Genomic DNA, 21,071 nt, shown 5'->3' on the forward strand with positions numbered 1-21,071 from the left:
CGATTGTACATCACTCTTTCAACCTTCGCCGGGCGTTGTCAATCGAGGAAACGGCGAGTTCAGGGGACACCCTATGGCTGTGCGGCGCCCGTTGTGCCTTGAAGCACGAGCCCATAGACCAGCTCGTCCGTCCAGCTTTGCCCCGGTGGATCGCTTGCGGGCCGAGGCAATCCTGTGATATTTCTCACAGATTAACATTGCGCAAAATGCTTTCTTTATAGTTTGGAAGAGCCATGGCCAGCCGCAGGGAAACACGCATCGCCACCTTGTCCGACGCGCTTTCGGCGCGGCGCGTCGTGCATCTGAAAGAGGCAGCGGCGCTGCTCGGCGTATCGGAAATGACCGTCCGGCGTGATGTCGCCGACCATCCTAGGCTGTTCGGATATCTGGGCGGCCATATCGTCCCGGCCGCCGAGATCGAGAGCGATGCGCCCTACGAACTTGCCCGCGCGGCCGACAGTCACGCCGCCGCCAAGCGGCAGGCTTGCATTCATGCCGCCCGGCACATTCGCCCGGACGAGACGATTTTCATCGATTGTGGTACGACGCTGGAATATCTGGTCGAGCTGATACCGGACGATTACGCAATTACGGCGATCTGTTATTCCCTGAACACGGCCGAAAGGCTGACGCGGAAGAAAAATCTCCGCATGGTAATGCTGGGCGGCGTCTATCACCCGTCGTCGGCTTCCTTTTCCGGTGCGCCCGGCATCGAGACGCTCGACCAGCTCGGCATCAATGTCGCCTTTCTTTCTGCGGCCGGGATAGACCCGGCGAGGGGAGCGACCTGCGTTCATTTCCACGAGGTGCCCGTCAAGCAGAAGGTGATTTCGCTGGCGCGCGAGAATTACCTCGTCGCCGACAGCAGCAAGCTCGGCAAGCTGAAGGCGGCTTTCTTTGCTCCACCCGGTGCTTTCCGATCGCTTATTACGGAAGACGGCGAAACCGTGCTGACCCCGGCGCCTGGAAAAGTTTGAGCGGGCGCAGCCTTGACAGGCGGCGGAAATGATGAAAGTTTAACAAATATCGTGTTAGAAAACTAACATTCTGGTGTTCGCTCTTGAAGCGCGCCGCCGGTGGTCCGGGTAGAGGGGAGAAATCGGTTGGAAGACCTTGCTCTGAGAAGCGCGGCGGTGCACCCCGCCGGCGCGGGCCACAACTGGCCGCGCAATGACGGTGTCGAGCTCGACCTGTCCTGGGTGCTCGATCAGCGCGTCAATCTCTCTGCGGCAGAGCGCCGCGTTCAGACGCTGCCTGGCCGGCGCACCGTCAAGAAGGATGCGCAAGCCGCCTGGCTCTTGAAAGCCGTCACCTGCATCGATCTCACGACGCTCAACGGCGACGATACGACCGAGCGCGTAAAACGCCTCTGCGCCAAGGCGCGCCAGCCGGTGCGTCAGGACATTCTCGAAGCGCTCGGCATGGGCGATCGAGGTATCACGACCGGCGCGATCTGTGTCTATCATCGATTCGTTTCGACCGCGGTGGAGGCCCTGGAGGGTTCCGGAATTCCGGTGGCGGCAGTGTCCACGGGCTTTCCGGCGGGTCTCGTTCCCCATGACGTCAAGCTCAGAGAGATCAAGGCCTCGGTTGCCGATGGTGCTCGGGAAATCGACATCGTCATCACCCGCGAGCACGTACTGACCGGCAACTGGCAGGCGCTCTACGACGAAATGCGCGATTTCCGCGCGGCCTGTGGCGATGCGCATGTCAAGGCCATCCTCGCGACCGGCGATCTCAAGACGCTTCGCAACGTCGCGCGGGCTTCGCTCGTCTGCATGATGGCGGGCGCCGACTTCATCAAGACGTCGACCGGAAAAGAAGGGGTGAACGCGACCCTGCTCGTCACGCTCGCCATGCTCAGGATGATCCGGGCCTATGAGGAGCGAACCGGAATCAAGGTCGGCTACAAGCCGGCCGGCGGCATCTCCGTCGCGAAGGACGTGCTGAACTATCAGTTCCTCATGAAGGAAGAGCTTGGGCGGGAATGGCTCGAGCCCGACCTTTTCCGCGTCGGCGCATCGAGCCTGCTCGCCGATATCGAGCGACAGCTCGAACATCATGTCAGCGGCGCGTATTCGGCCCTCAACAGACACCCGATCGGATAATCAGATGAGCGTTGCCACTTTCTTCGACGATATGTCCTATGGCCCGGCCCCCGAAGCCGACACCGAGGCGCGCGCCTGGCTCGCTCGGCATGAAGGCAAGTTCGGCCATTTCATCAACGGCGCCTCTGTCGGGTCGGTTTCCGGCAAGACGTTCGACACGTTCGAGCCGGCGACGGGCAAACTGCTCGCGAAAATCGCACATGGCGGGCGCGACGACGTGAACGCGGCGGTGGCGGCGGCGCGCAAGGCGCAAGGCCCGTGGGCCAAGCTCTCCGGACATGCGCGCGCCCGACACCTTTATGCACTCGCGCGAATGATCCAGCGCCATGCGCGCCTGATCGCGGTCGTCGAAGCGCTCGACAACGGCAAGCCGATCCGGGAAACGCGCGACATCGACATTCCGCTCGCCGCTCGCCACTTCTATCATCATGCCGGCTGGGCACAGCTGCAGGAGACGGAATTCGCCGACCAGGTGCCCGTGGGCGTCGTCGGACAGGTCATCCCCTGGAACTTCCCCTTCCTGATGCTCGCCTGGAAGGTTGCCCCGGCGCTGGCGCTCGGCAATTCCGTCATCCTGAAGCCTGCGGAGTTTACGCCCTTGACGGCGTTGCTCTTCGCGGAGCTTGCCGCTGCAGCGGGCCTCCCCGCGGGCGTGCTGAACGTGGTGACGGGCGAGGGCGAGACGGGGGCGCTGATCGTCGAACACGAGGATATCGACAAGATCGCCTTTACCGGCTCGACCGAAGTCGGACGCCTCATCCGCGAGAAGACGGCAGGGAGCGGCAAGTCGCTGACGCTGGAACTCGGCGGCAAGTCGCCCTTCATCGTCTTCGACGATGCCGATATCGACGCGGCGGTCGAGGGCGTCGTGGATGCGATCTGGTTCAACCAGGGCCAGGTCTGCTGCGCCGGTTCACGCCTTCTGGTGCAGGAGGGCGTGGCGCCGGTCTTTCATGATCGCCTGAAGCGGCGCATGGAGACGCTCCGCGTCGGTCATCCGCTCGACAAGGCGATCGATATGGCGGCGATCGTCGCGCCGGTGCAGCTCCAGCGCATCGAAGAGCTGGTGGCGAAGGGTGTCGCCGAAGGCGCTTCGATGCATCAGCCGAAGATCGACCTGCCGAAGGGTGGCAGCTTCTTTCGGCCGACGCTGCTGACCGGGGTCCAGCCGACTTCCGTCGTCGCGACCGAGGAAATCTTCGGGCCGGTGGCCGTGTCGATGACCTTCCGCACGCCTGAGGAGGCCATCCAGCTTGCAAATCATAGCCGCTACGGCCTTGCGGCCAGCGTCTGGAGCGAAACGATCGGTCTTGCCCTGCATGTTGCCGCCAAGCTTGCGGCCGGCGTCGTCTGGGTCAATGCGACCAACCTCTTCGATGCATCGAGCGGCTTCGGCGGAAAACGCGAGTCCGGCTTCGGCCGCGAGGGCGGGCGCGAAGGTTGCTACGAATATCTGAAGCCGAAGGCCTGGATGGGGCGCAAGCTGCGCGCCGAGTACGGCTTGCCGGCTGCGAAGCAGGCCGCCGGTGATTTCGCCGTTCCGGCGCTCGACCGCACTGCCAAGCTCTTCGTCGGCGGCAAGCAGGCTCGGCCGGACGGGAACTATTCGCGGCCTGTGCTTTCCCCGAAAGGCAAAGTGATCGGCGAAGTCGGCGAGGGCAACCGCAAGGATATCCGCAATGCCGTCGTTGCGGCGCGGGCCGCCACGGGCTGGTCTTCGGCAACTGCGCATAACCGCGCCCAGATCCTCTATTACATCGCCGAGAACCTGAGCAGCCGCGGGGCGGAATTCGCCGACCGCATCGCCGCCATGACCGGGGCTTCGGCAGCCAATGCCCGAGCGGAGGTCGAAGCTTCGATCGCGCGGCTCTTCAGCTACGGAGCCTGGGCGGACAAGTATGAGGGCACCGTGCACCAGCCGCCCTTGCGCGGCGTTGCGCTGGCCATGCCCGAACCGCAAGGCGTCGTCGGCGTCATCTGCCCCCCGGAAGCACCGCTGCTCGGACTTGTCAGTCTCGTTGCACCGCTGATTGCGGTCGGAAACCGGGTGGTCGCCGTGCCGAGCGAAGCGCATCCTCTGGCTGCGACCGACTTCTATTCGGTCCTCGAGACCTCGGACGTGCCGCCGGGCGTCATCAATATCGTCACCGGATCTGCGATCGAACTCGCCAAGGCACTCGCCGCGCACAACGACGTGGACGCGCTCTGGGCGTTCGGCTCGCCGGAGCTTTCGACACTGGTCGAGAAGCTGTCCGTCGGCAATCTCAAGCGCACCTTCGTCGATTACGGCAGGGCGATCGACTGGACGAATCGCTCGGCGGCCGAAGGGCAGGCGTTCCTGCGGCGAGCGGTCGACGTCAAGAATATCTGGATTCCCTACGGCGAATAGCATCCCGCTCGTGGATGAGCGGGTGGTCGTCCCATCGAAGCGTGGAGAAAGAGCAACAGGCTGTTGACGGCGCGCGCCAGAAACGGCCTGATGCGACCGCGCTTTGGAGGAGGACAGGAATGCTCAAGAATATCGACCCGGCTCTCAATGCCGATGTGCTGCACGCGCTGCGATCCATGGGCCATGGCGACACGCTGGTGATTTCCGATACCAATTTCCCATCGGATTCCATCGCGCGGCAGACCACGCTCGGCAAACTGCTGCACATCGACAATGTTCCGGCGGCGCGCGCGGCAAGGGCGATCCTTTCAGTCCTACCCCTGGACACGCCGCTTCAGCCTTCGGCCGGGCGCATGGAAGTCATGGGGGCGCCGGACGAGGTCCCGACAGTGCAGCGGGAGGTGCAGGCCGAGATCGACCGCGCCGAAGGGAAGCCCGCTCCGATGTACGGCATCGAGCGCTTTGCCTTCTACGAGGAAGCAAAGAAGGCCTATTGCGTCATCACCACCGGCGAGACCCGCTTCTACGGCTGCTTTCTTTTCACCAAGGGCGTCGTTCCGCCGGAAAACGTCTGAGCCGCGCGAGGTTACGCCCATGGCCGAGCTCAAGGTAAGGACGCGGGAAACTGGCGCGACCGCCGTCGTCGGCCGCACCGGCTTTCCGCGTGTGAGATCGCTGACCGGCGGCGAACTCGATATCGTCACCAGTCCTTCGCAGCCGGGATTCGGGCCGCTCGACCTTCTCTATGCATCGCTCGCGAGCTGTCTGGTGCTCAGCGCCCGCATCGCCGCGAGCCGTTTCGGCGTGCTCGACCGGCTCGCGGAAGTTTCGGTCAAGGTGACCGGTGAGAAGGCCCATGACGAACCGTCGCGGGTCGCACGGTTCCACATCGCCTTCGTTATCACGGGCGAATTCGACGACACCGTACGCCACGCCATCATGGAGGCGGCGGAGGAGGAGATCTGCACAGTCAGCAACACGTTGCGCGGCAGTCCGGATTTCGTAAGCACTGTGTCGGCTTAAATAAAAGTCAAACTGAGGGAGAAGAGTCCGCAATGACGCGTCCGGCCTATCGATTCAATTCCATCATCGTGCGTTCGCCGTCACGATCGGTCGTCAACGGCTTGCGCGCGGAGGATCGCGGCAGCCCCACCTATGAGGGAGTGAAGGCCGAGCACGACGCCTATGTCGAGGCGATGCGCGATGCCGGCGTGAAGGTCACGGTCCTGCCGGCGCTCGAGACCTTTCCGGACTCGATTTTCGTGGAGGACCCCGCTCTGGTCTTCACAGAGGGGGCAGTCCTGCTTCGGCCGGGAGCGGCCACGCGCGTCAAGGAAGTCGAGGAAATCGCGCCGACGCTGCGTGACATGTTCGAGACGGTGCTCGAGCTGCCGCAAGGCTATGCGGACGGCGGCGACGTGCTGACGACGCGGGAAAGCGTGATGATCGGCCTGTCGGCGAGAACCGACAAGGCGGGCGCGGCGGCGCTGCAGGCCTGCCTCGAGAAGCTCGGGCGCAAGAGCGAGGTCGTCGCGACCCCGGAGGGCGTCCTGCATTTCAAGACCGACTGCTCGCTCCTCGACGACGAGACGATCCTCTCCACCGATCGTCTTGTACGATCCGGCGTCTTCGGGAAGTTCCGGCAGATGATCATTCCGGAGGGCGAAGAGCCGGCGGCCAACGCGCTGCGCGTCAACGACGTGGTCTTGGTCGGCTCCGATTTTCCCAGGACGATCGAGATGCTCGACAAGGCGGGCTACAGGGTCGTGCCGCTGAAGACCACGGAAATAGGCAAGATCGACGCGGGGCTTTCCTGCATGTCGCTGAGGTGGTTCAGCGAAAAGGCTTGACGGGAGCCGGCGAGGACCGCGTTCCACATAATAGGCCGGATGCTGCCCCTCATCCCGCTGCCGCGACCTTCTCCCCGTCCGAAACGGGGAGAAGGGACAAGCGGCGCGGCCACAGTTTTCCAGCGGAGTTGAAGCATGAGAAGGGACCCAGGGGTCCCTTCGCCCCGCTTGCGGGGAGAAGGTGCCGGCAGGCGGATGAGGGGCAATCCCCCGACGCTACGCCGGCGACAGATCTCCGAACACCGTGGGGATGAGTTCCGATACGGTCGGGTGGATATGCACCGCGCGGGCGATCGTCGTGTAGGGCTTCTTCGCATACATCACGTCAAGAATGCTCTGGATCGCCTCGTCGCCGCCCGTTCCGAGAATCGATGCGCCGAGGATGTCCTTGGTTTCCGCATCAACGATGACTTTCATGAAGCCCTGCGTCTCGCCCTTTTCGACTGCGCGGCCGACCCGTGTCATGGGGCGCGTCCCGATCAGGAGCTTGTGACCTTTCTTGCGGGCCTCGGTTTCGGTCATGCCAGCGCGGCCGAGCGGCGGGTCGATATAGAGGGCGTAGGTCTGGATGCGATCGCTCACCCGGCGCGGATCGTCGTCGATGAGATTGGCGGCAACGATCTCGAAGTCGTTATAGGACGTGTGCGTGAAGGCGCCGCGGCCGTTGCAGTCGCCCATTGCGAAAATATGGGGAACATTGGTGCGCAGGCTGTCGTCGACCTCGATATAGCCCCGTTCGTCGGTTTTCACGCCCGCCTTGTCCAGGCCGAGATCATCCGTATTAGGGTGGCGGCCGGTTGCAAGCAGCACATGCGAGCCGGTCACCTCGGGCTCGCCCGACGTGCAATCAACGCCCACGACGATGCCGTCCGCATGGTAAGAGAAGCGGATGCATTCCGCATTCGCGCGTATTCGAATGCCCTCGTTCTCGAGGATCTCACGGATTGCGTCGGAGACCTCCGGATCCTCCCGCCCGATCAGCCGCGGGCCCTTTTCGATGACGGTGACGTCGGAGCCGAAGCGGCGGAACATCTGGGCGAATTCGAGCCCGATATAGCTGCCGCCCACCACGACGAGATGTTCAGGCAGCTCGTCAAGGTCCATGATCGAACTGTTGGTGAGATAAGGAATCTCGTTCACGCCGGGCAGATCGGCAACCGCGGCGCGGCCGCCAACATTGACGAAGATCCGCTCCCCCGAAATCAGTTCGTCGCCGATGCGGACCTCACGCGGACCTTCGAAACGGGCGTGGCCCTCGAAGACGGTGCAGTTCTTCATACCCTTGAGCCACTTCTCGACGCCTGAGCGGGCATCGAGCCGGACTTTTTCCTTTCGCGCCATGACGCGACCGAAGTCGACCGAGACGGGTCCTGTCGTCATGCCGTATTCGGCTCCGCGTCGGGCCGTGTGGATCGCATAGGCGCTCGCGACCATCGCCTTGGTCGGCATGCAGCCGGTGTTGACGCAGGTGCCGCCGAAGAGCTTGCGCTCGATGAGCGCGACGGTCTTGCCCGTATCGGACAGCCGTCCGGCGAGTGAAGGTCCCGCCTGGCCGGCACCGATGATGATCGCATCGAAATGCTTGTTCATGACAACCCCCGAGGAGATGCTGGCGCCGGGCGGAAGAGTGGTCCACATTACGTCCGATTGCAATGCGCATCGACGGCGACGCGCGCCGCCCGATCCGGAGGGCGCCATGGAACGGATATCAAGTGCAGACAGCTTAAGCTCGATTTTTTCCGGAAAGCTGACATATATGGAACGTCTTGGCCGGACGCAGCGCGGAAAGCGTGATCAAAATTCGAGGTCAAAACCGAGGGAGACAATCATGCGACTGAACTTCACCAGGACACTGATCGGTGCCGCCATTGCGCTTGCACTCACCACCGCGGCTGCCGAAGCCGACGTCGTCGTTTCCTCGAAGATCGACACGGAGGGCGGCGTTCTCGGCAACATCATCCTCTCGGTCCTGAACGCCAACGACATCAAGACGACGAATCGCGTGCAACTCGGCGCCACTCCTGTCGTGCGCAAGGCGATCATCGCCGGCGAAATCGACATCTATCCCGAATATACCGGCAACGCCGCCTTCTTCTTCGAGAAGGCCGACGACCCGGCCTGGAAGGATGCGGCGAAAGCCTATGAAGAGGCGAAGAAGCTCGACTATGACGCCAACAAGATCGTCTGGCTGACGCCGTCGCCGGCCAACAACACCTGGGCAATCGCGCTGCGTAAGGACGTTGCCGAGAAGAACAACCTCAAGACCCTCTCGGATTTCGGCAAATTCGTTTCTGACGGCGGCGAGGTCGTGCTCGCGGCTTCGTCCGAATTCGTCAATTCCGCCGCCGCCTTGCCTGCGTTCCAGACGACCTATTCCTTCAAGCTGAAACCGGAACAGCTCATCACGCTCTCCGGTGGGGATACTGCCGCGACGATCGCGGCTGCGGCAAACCAGACGAACGGCGCCAACGCGGCAATGGTCTACGGCACCGATGGAGGGATCGCGCCCTCCGGTCTCGTGGTTCTCGAGGATGACAAGGCCGTCCAGCCGGTCTATCAGCCGGCGCCGATCATCCGCGAGGCGGTTCTCAAGGAAAATCCGGCGATCGAAGAGATCCTGAAGCCCGTCTTCGAAAAGCTCGACCTCACCACCCTGCAGGAGCTCAACGGCCGCGTGCAGGTCGGGGGCGAGTCGGCCAAGGCCGTTGCCGAGGATTTCCTGAAGGCGAACGGCTTCCTGAAATAGCTTGACGCCGGGGAAGGGCGCTGGTCCGATAAGACTTCGACCGCGCTCTCCCTCATCCTGCGTCGAACGGGCGGCTGAATGGCGATTGGCATCATCCAGAAAAAGGAACGCTTGGCCTTCCGTTTCGACAAGCTCGGCCTGATCATCGCGATCCTCGTCCTCTATGGCGCTTTCGTTGCGCCTTTCGCGACGTTTCGTGCAAACCGGATCATTCAGGGCGAAGCGCGGGCCATCCTGGAGGCACTTCCGCCGCCGCTCGGCTACGGGCTCCTCGCCCTCGTGGTCGCCGGCGCCGCCGTCGCGTTTATGAGGACGCCGCGCCTCTTGCGGATGGGCGTGGCACTGGCTGCGCTGGCAGCTCTCGCCCTTCTGATCGGGGTGGCAGCCGATCACCTGACGCCGCCCGACAACAGCTTTGCACGCGTGTCTCCGGCTTCCGGCTTCTGGGTCCTGGTCTTTGCCTTCTCATTGTTGCTCGCGGACGCCTTGACCCGCCTCAACCCGGGGCCTGGTCTGCGACTTTTCGTTTTCGCGGGCGTCCTCGTCCTCGCTGGAGGAATGCTCGTCACCGGCCGCTGGGACGACCTTTCGATCATGAAGGAATATGCCAACCGCGCCGAACTGTTCTGGACCGAGGCGGGCCGTCACGTGACGCTGGCGCTCGGCTCGCTTGCCGCGGCGACCGTCGTCGGATTGCCGCTCGGCATTCTCTGTCACCGCGTCGAACGGTTGCGGGCCGGCGTGCTCAATGTCCTGAATGCCATCCAGACGATCCCTTCCATTGCACTTTTCGGCATTCTGATCGCGCCGCTCGGCTGGGTCGCGGCGAATGTTCCCGGCGCTGCGGCGATCGGCATCCGCGGCATCGGGGCCGCCCCCGCATTCGTCGCGCTCTTCCTCTACTCCCTGCTGCCTGTCGTCGCGAATACGGTCGTCGGGCTTGCCGGCGTGCCGCACGCGGCCACCGACGCGGCGCGTGGCATCGGCATGACGGATCGGCAGCGCCTGGTCGCGATCGAGTTTCCGCTGGCCTTTCCCGTGATCCTGACCGGCATCCGCATCGTGCTGGTGCAGAACATCGGGCTTGCGACGATCGCCGCCCTTATCGGCGGCGGGGGGTTCGGGGTTTTCGTCTTCCAGGGGGTGGGTCAGACGGCGATGGACCTGGTGCTGCTCGGTGCCATTCCTACCGTCGTGCTGGCCTTTACCGCCGCAATCGTGCTCGACGCCCTGATCGAGATGACCATGCCGAACCGCAGCCGAGGCAACGCCGCATGATCGAAATCGAGGGAATAACCAAGCGCTATGCCGATACGGCGGTCGTGAGCGACGTGTCGCTGACGGTCGCGCCGCATACGGTCACCGTCGTCGTCGGAACCTCCGGCTCCGGCAAGACGACGCTCCTCAGAATGATCAATCGCCTCGTCGAGCCGACGGCCGGGACGATCAGGATAGACGGGGAGGACAACCGGTCGATTCCCGGTTTCGAGCTGCGCCGGCGCATCGGCTACGCCATTCAGGGCCATGGCCTCTTCCCGCACAGGACGGTCGCGCAGAACATCGCGACAGTGCCGACGCTGCTCGGCTGGGAAAAAGCCCGCATCGATGCCAAGGTCGAGGAGCTGCTGAAGCTATTCCAGCTCGATCCCGCGGAATTCGGACCGCGCTACCCCCACGAGCTTTCCGGCGGGCAGCAGCAGCGGGTGGGCGTTGCAAGGGCACTGGCGGCGGAGCCCAACGTGCTCCTGATGGACGAGCCCTTCGGCGCGCTCGATCCGATCATCCGCGCCAAGGCGCAGGACGATCTCGCCGCCATCCAGAAACATTTCGGCACCACGATCATCCTGGTCACGCACGACATGGAAGAGGCCTTCCACCTTGCCGACAGGATCGCGGTGATGGACAAGGGCGAGGTGGTGCAATATGCCACGCCCGCCGAAATGCTCGTCAGGCCCGCCACACCTTTCGTCGAGACGCTGGTCGGCGCCAGCGAGCGTCCATTCCGGCTACTGGGCATCGAGACAGTCGGCGAGGCGGTCGAGCCCGGCTCGGCCGAGGGTCGGCCGGTCCCGGAGGTTCTTAGCCAGCGAGACGCGCTGTCGGAGCTTCTGTGGACGGGCCGTTCGGCACTGCCGGTCGCGGCGGCGGACGGCGCGATCCTGGGCAAGATCACGCTCGAAGCGATCGTGAAGCGTGCGGCGAGGCGGCAGTGATGGTCACCCTGCCCAATCTGTTTCGGCTGACCGTGCTCGCCGTATTGCTGGCTTTCCTGCTGCAGCCCGCCTGGTTCGAACCGCTGCTTAGACCTCTGGTGCAGGAGAACGCGCCGGCCGTCTACAACCAGGGCAGCCTGTTCTGGCTGACGGTCCTGCACTTGCGTACTGTATTCGTCGCGACGGTGGCCGCGACCCTCGTCGCCGTATCACTGGCGATCATCGTTACGCGGAAGGCCGGCGCCGAGTTTCTGCCGCTCTCGCGCAGTCTGGTGAACATCGGCCAGACGTTCCCGCCGGTGGCGGTCCTCGCGCTTGCGGTCCCGATTTACGGCTTCGGCGAGAAGCCGACCCTGATCGCCCTTTTCCTCTACGGCCTTCTGCCGATCTTCGAAAATGCCCTGACCGGTCTGACGACGCTGCCGCCGACGGTGATGGAGGCCGCACGCGGCGCGGGAATGACCGGGCGCCAACGCCTCTTCAGGATCGAACTTCCGCTGGCGCTGCCGGTGATCCTGACGGGCATCCGCCTTTCCGTCGTGATCAGTCTCGCGACGGCGACGATCGGCTCGACCGTCGCGGCCAAGACGCTTGGCGAGGTCATCATCGCAGGGCTTCAGTCCAACAACCTCGCCTTTGTCCTCCAGGGCGGCTTGATCGTCGGCGCGCTTGCCGTCCTCATTCACGATGCGCTCCAGGGGCTTGAACGGGCATTCGCCGGTCGAGCGCACATCTGAAGCGCCTCGCGTCCCATCGAATGGTGGGATGCGTTGGGCCGCTGCTGGCGCGTGCGCTAAGCTTGACGCCCGAGAATGAAAATGAATTTCACAATCTGCCGCAATTTCCGATTTTTTATTGACGAGGTGAAAATTCTGTCCCAGTCTACGAAAAATAATTACGCGGAGACAAGGGAACAGCGCGAGCATGAAAGTCGGGATAATCGGACTCGGATTCCGTCTGGGATATCTGGGCTATGTCTTCAAGGCGATCGACGAAGCCTTCGAGATCGCGGGATATGTTGATCCCGAACCAGCCGGCCTTGCCACGCTTACCGAAAAAGGCATTTCCGCCGGCAGGGCCTACGCCACGCCTGAGGAGCTGATCGCCGGCGAAGAGCTCGATCTCCTGATGATCGGCTCGCCGAACCACATGCATCTCGATCATATCCGCATCGGTCTCGAGGCCGGCATCAAGGTCTTCTGCGAGAAGCCGATCGTCAGTACGATCGAGCAGAGCCTGGAACTTGCGGCGCTGCTTTCGAAACACGGGCCCGACCGGCTGATGGTCGGTCTCGTGCTGCGTTATGCGCCGCTCTATCGTGACCTGCGCGCTGCGCAAGCCGCGGGAACGCTCGGTCACGTGGTTTCGATCGAGGCCGCCGAGCACATAGAGCCCTATCACGGCGCATTCTTCATGCGCGACTGGCGCCGCTACGGACGTTATGCCGGAAGCTTCATGCTCGAGAAATGCTGCCACGATCTCGATCTCTACAATGGCGTCGTCGGCGCGCGCCCGGAACGCGTCGCCAGTTTCGGCGGCCGCAAGAGCTTCATTCCGGCCAATGACCCCAGCCGCGACGGCGTCAACGACCTGCAGCTTTTCCACCGAAAGCCGAGCGGCTGGCTCGGATCCGACAAGGTCTTCGACAGTGACGGCGATATCATCGACTATCAGGTCGCCATCGTCGAATATGCCAACGGCGTCGCGATGAACTTCCACACCAACCTCAACGTGCCGGATCAGTTCCGCCGCTTTTGCGTCGTCGGTTCGCGCGGCATGGCGGAAGGCGACTTCATTCGCGGCTATCTGGACGTGCACGAGGTGCTGTCGGGCAGGAAGGTCGTCGAGAAGCGCTACGCCAAAGAGACGGCGCTTTCGCAACACTACGGCGCCGACGAGCAGATGGCGGCCGAGATCATCGCGCATGTGCGGGATGGCGGTCCCCTTCCGGTCTCGCCGCTCGACGCGTTGGAAGCGGGCATACTGGCGCTGTCCATGGATGAGGCGCGGATGAAACGGACGGTCGTCGATCTTCGGCCCCTCTGGGACCGCTTCGACGAAGCCCTGCATGCCCGTGCGGCTTGAGAGGGGGAGGGGATGAGCGTTCGGCGCAGCACGATCATCTTCGCCTGGATCCTGCTTCTTCCGGCCGTTTTCTACGTGACGGTTATCGTCGCCTATCCGCTGGTCGATACCTTCATCCTGTCCTTCACCGATGCCTCGCTGAAGAAGACGACCAATTGGGTCGGCACAGCCAATTACGACAAGATCTTCAACGCCACCTTCGCGGAAGTGATCCTCCGCACCTTCGTCTGGACCGCCTTCTCGGTGACGATCAAGATGATCATCGGCACATTCGGCGCCGTGATGCTGAACGCCGCAGTGCCGGGGCGGGCGCTTTTTCGCCTGCTCACCATGCCGCCATGGATCGTGCCCATGGCGATCGGCATCTTCATGTGGGGCTGGATGTATAACGGCCAGTTCGGGATGATCTCCGGTATGCTCCAGAACTGGGGGCTGGTGGACGGTCCGGTCGCCTTCCTGGCGCATGGCTCCACCGCCTTCTGGGCGACCATCGTCACCGACGTCTGGATCGGCGTGCCTCTGGTAACGCTCTATATGCTCGCCTCGATGCAGGCGATCCCGCAGGATCTCTACGAGGCCGCCTGGACCGACGGAGCAGGGCGCTTCTACCGCTTTCGCCGCATCACCCTGCCGCTCCTCGTGCCGTCGATGATCACCATGTCGATGCTGTCGCTGATCGCCACCTTCAACTCGTTCGACATCATCTGGATCCTGACCCAGGGCGGGCCGAACGGCGACACGACGACGATGATCATCGACACCTACCGAACCGCGATCGGCTCGAAGAAATACGGGGAGGGCGCGGCGCGCGCCGTACTGATCTGCATCTTCCTGTCGATCTTCTGCATCGCCTATTTCCGCGTCACGCACCGCCTTGCCACGGGAGAAAGCCGATGAGCCAGCCCGCAATGATCAACCGCTATCGCTGGTACGAGCTCGTCGGCATCTATGCGGGCATCTTCGTCTTCCTCACTTTCATCCTCGCGCCGTTCGTCGAAGGCTTCCTCGTATCTCTGAAGCCGCTGAGCCGCCTTTTTTCCTCTCCCTACCGCTTCTGGCCGGAGGACGGCTCCCTCGAAGCCTATCGCACCATGTGGGTGAGCGTGCCGGGCTTCGCCCGCTATATCTTCAACTCCTTCTTCATTTCCATCATCGTGACAGCCGTCGTGCTGGTGCTGGTGGTGCCGGCGGCCTATGCCTTTGCGCGGTTCAGGTTCCGCGGCAGCGGGGCGCTGCTTGCCGCTTTCCTGGCGGTCAACATGTTCTCGGGCGCCGTGCTGCTCATCCCCCTCTTTCGGCTGATGCGCAGCTTCGGCGTGCTGAATACCTATTTCGCCATGATCGTGCCGGGTGTCGCCTTCCTGATCCCGTCTGCTATCTGGCTTCTGCGCACCTACATGATGCGCATCCCGCGCGAGCTGGACGAGGCAGCCTTCGTCGACGGTGCGAGCCACTTCTACACGCTTCGCCGGGTGATCCTGCCGATCGCCATGCCGGGTATCACCGTTGTGGCAATCACGACCTTCATCGGCTCCTATGCCCAGCAGTTCATTTTCGCGCTGACCTTCAACTCAAAGAGCGAGTACATGCCGCTGCCCGTGGGCCTTTTCGCCTATTTCGGCCGGCAGGAGGTGGTCTGGAACGAGCTCATGGCGGCAAGCTTCGTCGGCATCGCTCCGGCCGTGATCGTGATCTTCTTCCTTCAACGCTATCTCGTCAGCGGCCTGACCGCCGGCGCGGTGAAACAATAAGCAACCATTAAAACAGGGGAGTTTCATCAGTGACTATTGCTTGCAAAGCTACCTTTTTCACGCTTGCGCTGCTCGGATCGACCGCTCTCGGCAGCGTTGCCGCACAGGCCGCGGACCAGGAAATCAGCTGGATCTATTGCGGCGACACGATCGATCCTATCCACGAGAAATACATCAAGGAATGGGAGGGGAAGAATCCCGGCTGGAAGGTCACGCCCGAAGTCGTCGGCTGGGCCCAGTGTCAGGACAAGGCGACGACGCTTGCCGTGGCCGGGACTCCTGTCGGCATGGCCTATGTCGGATCGCGCGCGCTCAAGGAGTTCGCCGAGAACGAATTGATCGTTCCGGTCCCCATGACCGAGGACGAGAAAAAAGGCTACTATCCGAATATCGTCGACACGGTAACCTTCGAGGGAACGCAGTGGGGCGTGCCTATCGCATTTTCCACCAAGGCGCTCTACTGGAACAAGGACCTTTTCAAACAGGCCGGTCTTGATCCGGAAGTCCCGCCCAAAACCTGGGCCGAAGAGATCGCCTTCGCCAAGCAGATCAAGGAAAAGACCGGCATTGCGGGCTACGGACTTCCGGCCAAGACCTTCGACAACACCATGCACCAGTTCATGCACTGGGTTTACACCAATAACGGCAAGGTCATCGACGGCGACAATATCGTCATCGACAGCCCGGAAGTCCTTGCCGCCCTGCAGGCCTACAAGGACATCACCCCCTATTCGGTCGAAGGGGCGACGGCCTACGAGCAGAACGAAATCCGCGCCATCTTCCTTGACGGGAAAGTCGGCATGATCCAGTCGGGCTCCGGAGCTGCCGCCCGACTGAAGGAAACGAAGGTCAATTGGGGTGTAGCGCCGCTGCCGCTCGGCCCTTCGGCCAAGGGCGAAGGCACCCTGCTGATCACCGACAGCCTTGTGGTGTTCAAGGATACGGGTGTCGAGGAGAAAGCGATCGAGTTCGCCAAGTTCATCACCTCACCCGGCCCGCAGGGCGAGTACGAGTTGCAGGGCGGTGCGGGTCTGACGCCGCTTCGGCCGTCTCCGAAGGTGGACGAATTCGTCAAGGCCGATCCGTCCTGGAAGCCGTTTATCGACGGCATAGCCTATGGTGGTCCGGAGCCGCTCTTCAAGGACTTCAAAGGTTTCCAGAACACGATGATCGAGATGGTTCAGTCGGTGGTGACCGGCAATGCCGAGCCGGCGGATGCCTTGAAGAAGGCGGCCGACGACCTCGAACAGTACAAATAAGCCCGCCGGGACCGCGGGGCCTCGGCTCGGCGGTCCCGCCTTCCATAGTGGCGGAAATGCCGCTTCGCCGGTGGCCGGAGACAGATTATTGGGACAGCTCACTCTCAACAAGGTTCAGAAATTCTACGGCACCTACGAGGTGCTGAAGAGCATCGAGCTCGAAGTCGGGAATGGCGAATTCGTGGTCTTTGTCGGGCCTTCCGGCTGCGGCAAGTCCACCTTGCTCAGAATGATCGCGGGGCTTGACGAGACGACCGCCGGCGACATCGTCATCGACGGGAAGCGCGTTAACGATCTGCCGCCGGTCAGGCGGGGCATCGCCATGGTCTTCCAGTCCTATGCACTCTACCCGCATATGAGCGTGTTCGAGAATATCGCCTTTCCGCTCAGGGTCGAGAAAATGCCCGAGGAGAAACTGAAGGCGAAGGTCGAGCATGCCGCCCGCATATTGCATCTCGACCAGCGGCTGGAGCAGAAGCCCGGCATGCTTTCAGGCGGCCAGCGCCAGCGTGTGGCAATCGGGCGGGCGATCGTGCGCGAGCCGAAGATCTTCCTCTTCGACGAGCCTCTTTCGAACCTAGACGCGGCATTGCGCGCCGACATGCGCATCGAGCTTGCGAAACTTCACCGCCAATTGAAGGCGACGATGATCTACGTCACGCACGACCAGGTCGAGGCGATGACGATGGCGGACCGGATCGTCGTGCTGAATGCCGGTGAGATCGCCCAGACGGGAGCGCCGCTCGAGCTCTATCACAAGCCCGCCAATATATTCGTCGCCGGCTTCATCGGGCACCCGAAGATGAATTTCCTGCCGGTCATCTGCACCGGCGTCACGGAGGCCGGCGTGGAAGTGGACTACAAGGGGCAGACGGTCCTTGTGCCGGTCATGCCCCGCGCAGGCATGGCCGGCCGATCCCTGACGCTCGGAGTCCGGCCGGAACACATCCAGATGGGTGCCGCCGACCTGACGCTGACGGTCACCCCATCGGTAATCGAGCGTCTCGGCGCTCACACCGTGGCCTATGTGGCGCTCGACGGGGAGGGCGAGAACTATTGCGCCATGCTGCCGGGAACGCTCGCGATCCGTGCGGACGAAACGATCAGGACCGGCATCCGCGCCGCCGACTGCCATCTCTTCCACGAGAACGGGGTCGCCTTCGAGCGCCGGGTCGAGATGACCGACATCGACATGGCGCTCTTCGACCCGGCGGCTTGATCGTGAGCACGACGATAAGACTGCTTGTTATCGACGATGTCGCGACCTTCCGCAGCATTCGGCTGGAGGCGCTTCCGACGGAGCCTGCCTCCTTTGCCAGCAGCGCCGAAGATTGGGAAAAGCTGCCGGAGGAGGAGTGGCGGCGCAGAACCGTCGACAACCCCGTCTTCGTTGCCTTCCACGACGATGTCCCAGTCGGTATCATGGGCCTGATGCGTCAGAGCGCCAGCAAGATGGCGCATCGCGCGACGCTCGTCATGGTCTATTTGCGCCGGGAACTGCTCGGAACCGGGCTCGCGAGGCGGCTTCTGGATGCTGTCGCGGACTACGCACGAAATGGGGGCATCAAACAGCTGGAGCTTGCCGTCAGCGCCGACAACCCGACGGCGATCCGATTTTACCATCGCGAGGGCTTTTCTGTAGCCGGCCGCATTCCAGGCGGTTTTCTTCACGAGGGCCGGGAGATTGACGATGTCATCATGGTGAAACGCATCGCCGATTGAGTGCCGGCCCGTCTGACGTGCGGGCCGCCCCCTCGCCGCACGAGGTGGGGACCAGCAGCCGCGAAAGGGACATTGACGTCGCCAGTAATCGCGCGAAAATCGGTAGCGTATTTGGGCTGTTTTGGTGAACTCGGATCGGGAGGCGGGAATGTCGGATACAACCGTCAACGTGCGTTACATGGTGGATGACGTCGAGGCTGCGGTCGAATGGTACACGAAGCATCTCGGCTTTTCGCTTCTCTCCAACCACGCTCGCGCTTTCGCGGATGTCAGGCGGGGTGCCCTGCGGCTGTTGCTGAGCGGCCCATTGAGCTCTGCGGGACGGCCGATGCCTGACGGCGAACGTCCTTCGCCGGGCGGCTGGAACCGGATTCATCTCATCGTCGACGACCTGGCTGTCGAGGTCGAGCGCCTGCGTGTCGCCGGCGTCAGGTTTCGCAACGACGTCGTGACCGGACCCGGCGGATCGCAGATACTGCTGATCGATCCCTCCGGCAATATGGTGGAGCTGTTTCAGCCAGCGGCTCGCTGACGGTTGCAGGTTCCGGGTCGAGAGTGGTTCACTGTTCCTGTGAAACAGTGAAACGCTATAGCCCTTTGAAGCTACGTGCGCCCGAAAGATGTCGTATCCACCGTCCCTGTCGAGAGGGCGAATGGCGATGCGCTTGAATTTCTTGAGTACCACCGTGCGCCCACTGCATGTTTCCTTTGATCGTAGCCGATCATCTCTGTGCTTGTCACAGATGAAAGCAGCGCCGCGTCTGCGGCGCGGGAAGCGTTCTTTCAGCCCAAGGACTTGGTCTGGCTGGATTCCTGTGACAAGCGCAGGAATGAGGAATTCAACAAGCGGCGGCGGGTATTCGATCTCAACAGGCCTGAGGGCCGTGCAGTCGGCAGAGCTAGGCCATAGGTCGTTATCGGGCTTCAGCGATCTTTTGGCTTGCGGAGACGGTCTCGTTGTTCCTTTTCTGATCGGCTATTCGCCCTGCGCGGCATCCAGAGCGTCGATGATGGTCTTGAATGGCAGGATCAGGCTAAGGGGGCTGCTGTCGAGCAGCGGCATTGCGCCGAAACGCTCGTACCAGCACGCCGCCTTCTCGTCCTTGGCGTCGATGGCAAGCGCCACCCCACCGACCTGCGCGGCAACGGCAAGCGCTCGCGCACCGGCTGCCAGCAAAAGATCGCCGCCAAGCCCCCGACCCTGCAGCGGAAGCGCCACCGCCAGACGGGCAAGCCGATACACGGCGACCTCGTAGCGGCCCAATCCTTTGGTCAGGGGGGCGGGGACTTTTGCGAAGGCAATTGAAGCGGGGCTGATGGAATAGTAGCCGAGTATGGTTTCGGGCGCGGTTGGAGCCACCGCCACGAAGGTCTTGGAGCCGCCGCCTTCGTGGTTCTGACGGGCTTGCCGGCGTAGATACTCGTTCAGTTCCGGCGTGCCGCAATCGAACGCCTTGCGGTCATGGTGGCGTCCGATAGGTTCCTCCCGCCAGTCAAGCACTCTTGCCGTCTCGTGCGATACGGCGGCGGGCTGCGGCGAGCAGAGCCGGCGTCGGGGCCGGCGGATTTTCCAGAAGATCGAGCACGCGCAGGGAATCCCGCTCCGACAGCGAAATACGTTCCGCGTTCTCAACCACCTCGCGCGCGGCCGGCAGGACAGCGCGCATGATGAAGCTGGTTACGTCCAGCCGCTCATGGGCGGCGGCGGCGGTGAGAAGCCGCTTTTCGTCGCGCGTGGTGCGCAGTTCGATGCGGTCGTCACGATTAGCTTGCATCTGGGCCATATCGATCTCCTATATGTACGGATAATAGCCGTACCATAGAAGAATATCAAGATGACGCTCAACGGCCCTAGCCCGTGCAGTCGGCGGAGCCAGGCCATAGGTCGCTCCAAGGACGCACGGTCCGACCTGAAATTATCGGGATTCAGCGATCCTTTGGCTTTGCGGAGACGGTCTTGGTGTCGCCTTCGCGAAGCGGCTTCGCCAGCTCGTCAACCTCGCTCTGGCGTTTTGCCGCAACCAAAGGGTCCTTCGATTTGAGCGAAGGCACGAAGATCGCCGCCAGAACACCGATCGGCCCGAGAAGACAGCCGATGAGCAGCCAGAGCAGACTATGGCCGCCTCTGACCGCCGCGACGACGGCGGTAACAATGGCGCACAGTATCCAGAATTCTAAGATCATTGGCTCTCGTTTGCAGCCTTCAACAATTCGGCTTTCGGTTTACCCGGCCGACGCGCGCCGCGCAGGCGTGTTCGGGCTGTGCGCGCCAGATTCCAGCACCGTTCGATTTGGCAGTTTGCTGCGCGGATGCATAGAGGCCTTTGTTGTCCGTGTCGCGATCGACTGCATTCCCGGACTCGATCAACCAGCGGTTCACGTCCTTGCCATCCGCCCGGAAACACGTTCCGACGAAGCGGCCGTAACGATCCCGTCCGGCAAACTCGCAGCGGGTCGGACGGGATGCCGACAAGAATGCATCCAGGGCCGAGGCCGATTCCTTGCCGCACCGATAATCTGCTCCTCTTTCATCGAGGCAGACCTGCCACTCTTCCGGCGCGTCCACACTGTTAAGTTGGACGCGTTCGCCCGCGATTTCAATAGTATCGCCGTCGATCACCGAGGCGTGACCAATGATCGGATCTGCGGCCTCGGCGTTATGGGTCATAAGAAGCGTCGCCAGAGCGGCGCCGAGTGCCCGCGCGCCGGCAGAGACCGGTCGTGCCGAGTGCGGTGCGCGCCTGCCGCCGGCAGCTACCGCGCTTTTGATGCCGATCATGCCCCATCCCCGTCCAGCCGAAATACCCGAACAGGCTAACCCAGGTGGGTGCCATTCACATCCTTCAAAACTATGGGTGAATGCCACCGCGGCGTGCATAACGGCGTGACTGAGCGCGTGTAATGGCGCGACTTTTGCTCGTCAGGCGGATGATTCGCGATGCCGCGCG

General features: G+C 62.7%; 22 protein-coding genes. 17 read left to right on the forward strand and 5 right to left on the reverse strand.

Features of this window, described 5'->3' with window-relative positions; translation table 11 throughout:
- The first annotated feature begins 233 nt into the window (after positions 1-233).
- The 6 genes from ACTJKL_RS10245 (at position 234) to ACTJKL_RS10270 (ending at position 6,347) form a co-directional block, all read left to right on the forward strand.
- Positions 234-977: a DeoR family transcriptional regulator gene (locus tag ACTJKL_RS10245; protein ID WP_440852810.1), complete on the forward strand. Its 744-nt coding sequence runs from the start codon at positions 234-236 to the stop codon at positions 975-977.
- A 126-nt stretch (positions 978-1,103) separates the two neighbouring features.
- Complete coding sequence (gene deoC / locus ACTJKL_RS10250; protein WP_275599044.1) at positions 1,104-2,108, forward strand: deoxyribose-phosphate aldolase; 1,005 nt, start codon at positions 1,104-1,106, stop codon at positions 2,106-2,108.
- A gap of 4 nt (positions 2,109-2,112) precedes the next feature.
- Entirely contained in the window at positions 2,113-4,497 is a 2,385-nt protein-coding gene (locus tag ACTJKL_RS10255; RefSeq protein ID WP_440852811.1) for an aldehyde dehydrogenase family protein, read from the forward strand.
- Between the two features lie 119 nt (positions 4,498-4,616).
- Positions 4,617-5,072, forward strand: a complete 456-nt coding sequence (locus tag ACTJKL_RS10260) for an RbsD/FucU family protein (protein ID WP_437411545.1) — start codon at positions 4,617-4,619, stop codon at positions 5,070-5,072.
- A gap of 19 nt (positions 5,073-5,091) precedes the next feature.
- A complete protein-coding gene (locus tag ACTJKL_RS10265; RefSeq protein ID WP_440852812.1) occupies positions 5,092-5,520 on the forward strand; it encodes an OsmC family protein in 429 nt (142 codons plus the stop codon).
- 32 nt (positions 5,521-5,552) lie between these two features.
- Entirely contained in the window at positions 5,553-6,347 is a 795-nt protein-coding gene (locus ACTJKL_RS10270) for a dimethylarginine dimethylaminohydrolase family protein (RefSeq protein WP_102762391.1), read from the forward strand.
- 216 nt (positions 6,348-6,563) lie between these two features.
- Here the strand turns inward: ACTJKL_RS10270 and ACTJKL_RS10275 are convergent, their stop codons facing one another.
- Complete coding sequence (locus ACTJKL_RS10275) at positions 6,564-7,937, reverse strand: FAD-containing oxidoreductase (RefSeq protein WP_440852813.1); 1,374 nt, start codon at positions 7,935-7,937, stop codon at positions 6,564-6,566.
- A 238-nt stretch (positions 7,938-8,175) separates the two neighbouring features.
- Here ACTJKL_RS10275 and osmF point away from each other — a divergent pair, with 238 nt between their 5' ends.
- From osmF to ACTJKL_RS10330, 11 genes are all read left to right on the forward strand, one after another.
- Positions 8,176-9,093 (forward strand): glycine betaine ABC transporter substrate-binding protein OsmF, encoded by a 918-nt coding sequence (gene osmF / locus ACTJKL_RS10280; protein WP_018097039.1) that lies wholly within the window; start codon positions 8,176-8,178, stop codon positions 9,091-9,093.
- Between the two features lie 78 nt (positions 9,094-9,171).
- Positions 9,172-10,371: an ABC transporter permease gene (locus tag ACTJKL_RS10285; protein ID WP_018097038.1), complete on the forward strand. Its 1,200-nt coding sequence runs from the start codon at positions 9,172-9,174 to the stop codon at positions 10,369-10,371.
- A complete protein-coding gene (locus ACTJKL_RS10290) occupies positions 10,368-11,306 on the forward strand; it encodes an ABC transporter ATP-binding protein (protein ID WP_018097037.1) in 939 nt (312 codons plus the stop codon). The genes ACTJKL_RS10285 and ACTJKL_RS10290 overlap by 4 nt, the downstream gene beginning before the upstream one ends.
- Positions 11,306-12,043: an ABC transporter permease gene (locus ACTJKL_RS10295; RefSeq protein WP_440852814.1), complete on the forward strand. Its 738-nt coding sequence runs from the start codon at positions 11,306-11,308 to the stop codon at positions 12,041-12,043. The genes ACTJKL_RS10290 and ACTJKL_RS10295 overlap by 1 nt, the downstream gene beginning before the upstream one ends.
- A 187-nt stretch (positions 12,044-12,230) precedes the next feature.
- Positions 12,231-13,391 carry a Gfo/Idh/MocA family protein gene (locus ACTJKL_RS10300; protein WP_018097035.1) on the forward strand — a complete coding sequence of 387 codons (1,161 nt, stop codon included), beginning with the start codon at positions 12,231-12,233 and terminating at the stop codon, positions 13,389-13,391.
- Positions 13,392-13,403: 12 nt separating this feature from the next.
- On the forward strand, positions 13,404-14,288 hold the full coding sequence (locus tag ACTJKL_RS10305) for a carbohydrate ABC transporter permease (RefSeq protein ID WP_102764449.1): 885 nt from the start codon (positions 13,404-13,406) through the stop codon (positions 14,286-14,288).
- Entirely contained in the window at positions 14,285-15,142 is an 858-nt protein-coding gene (locus ACTJKL_RS10310) for a carbohydrate ABC transporter permease (protein ID WP_440852815.1), read from the forward strand. The genes ACTJKL_RS10305 and ACTJKL_RS10310 overlap by 4 nt, the downstream gene beginning before the upstream one ends.
- A 29-nt stretch (positions 15,143-15,171) precedes the next feature.
- Positions 15,172-16,401, forward strand: coding sequence for an ABC transporter substrate-binding protein (locus ACTJKL_RS10315; protein ID WP_018097032.1), 1,230 nt, complete (start codon positions 15,172-15,174; stop codon positions 16,399-16,401).
- Positions 16,402-16,489: 88 nt separating this feature from the next.
- Positions 16,490-17,620 carry an ABC transporter ATP-binding protein gene (locus ACTJKL_RS10320; RefSeq protein ID WP_440852816.1) on the forward strand — a complete coding sequence of 377 codons (1,131 nt, stop codon included), beginning with the start codon at positions 16,490-16,492 and terminating at the stop codon, positions 17,618-17,620.
- A 2-nt stretch (positions 17,621-17,622) separates the two neighbouring features.
- The gene (locus ACTJKL_RS10325; RefSeq protein WP_440852817.1) at positions 17,623-18,123 is read left to right on the forward strand and encodes a GNAT family N-acetyltransferase; all 501 of its coding nucleotides are present in this window, start codon (positions 17,623-17,625) and stop codon (positions 18,121-18,123) included.
- 148 nt (positions 18,124-18,271) lie between these two features.
- Positions 18,272-18,655, forward strand: coding sequence for a VOC family protein (locus ACTJKL_RS10330; protein ID WP_440852818.1), 384 nt, complete (start codon positions 18,272-18,274; stop codon positions 18,653-18,655).
- A 444-nt stretch (positions 18,656-19,099) separates the two neighbouring features.
- Here the strand turns inward: ACTJKL_RS10330 and ACTJKL_RS10335 are convergent, their stop codons facing one another.
- The 4 genes from ACTJKL_RS10335 to ACTJKL_RS10350 all read right to left on the reverse strand — a co-directional run bounded on the left by ACTJKL_RS10335 (position 19,100) and on the right by ACTJKL_RS10350 (position 20,902).
- Entirely contained in the window at positions 19,100-19,624 is a 525-nt protein-coding gene (locus tag ACTJKL_RS10335) for a GNAT family N-acetyltransferase (RefSeq protein WP_440852819.1), read from the reverse strand.
- Positions 19,617-19,907: a type II toxin-antitoxin system TacA family antitoxin gene (locus tag ACTJKL_RS10340; RefSeq protein ID WP_018097027.1), complete on the reverse strand. Its 291-nt coding sequence runs from the start codon at positions 19,905-19,907 to the stop codon at positions 19,617-19,619. The genes ACTJKL_RS10335 and ACTJKL_RS10340 overlap by 8 nt, the downstream gene beginning before the upstream one ends.
- Positions 19,908-20,049: 142 nt before the next feature.
- Positions 20,050-20,307, reverse strand: a complete 258-nt coding sequence (locus ACTJKL_RS10345; RefSeq protein ID WP_018097026.1) for a hypothetical protein — start codon at positions 20,305-20,307, stop codon at positions 20,050-20,052.
- A gap of 19 nt (positions 20,308-20,326) precedes the next feature.
- Positions 20,327-20,902, reverse strand: coding sequence for a thermonuclease family protein (locus ACTJKL_RS10350; RefSeq protein WP_275599051.1), 576 nt, complete (start codon positions 20,900-20,902; stop codon positions 20,327-20,329).
- Positions 20,903-21,071 lie beyond the last annotated feature (169 nt).

Source organism: Sinorhizobium sp. 22678 (assembly GCF_052044265.1).
In the GTDB taxonomy this organism is placed as follows: domain Bacteria; phylum Pseudomonadota; class Alphaproteobacteria; order Rhizobiales; family Rhizobiaceae; genus Sinorhizobium; species Sinorhizobium meliloti_A.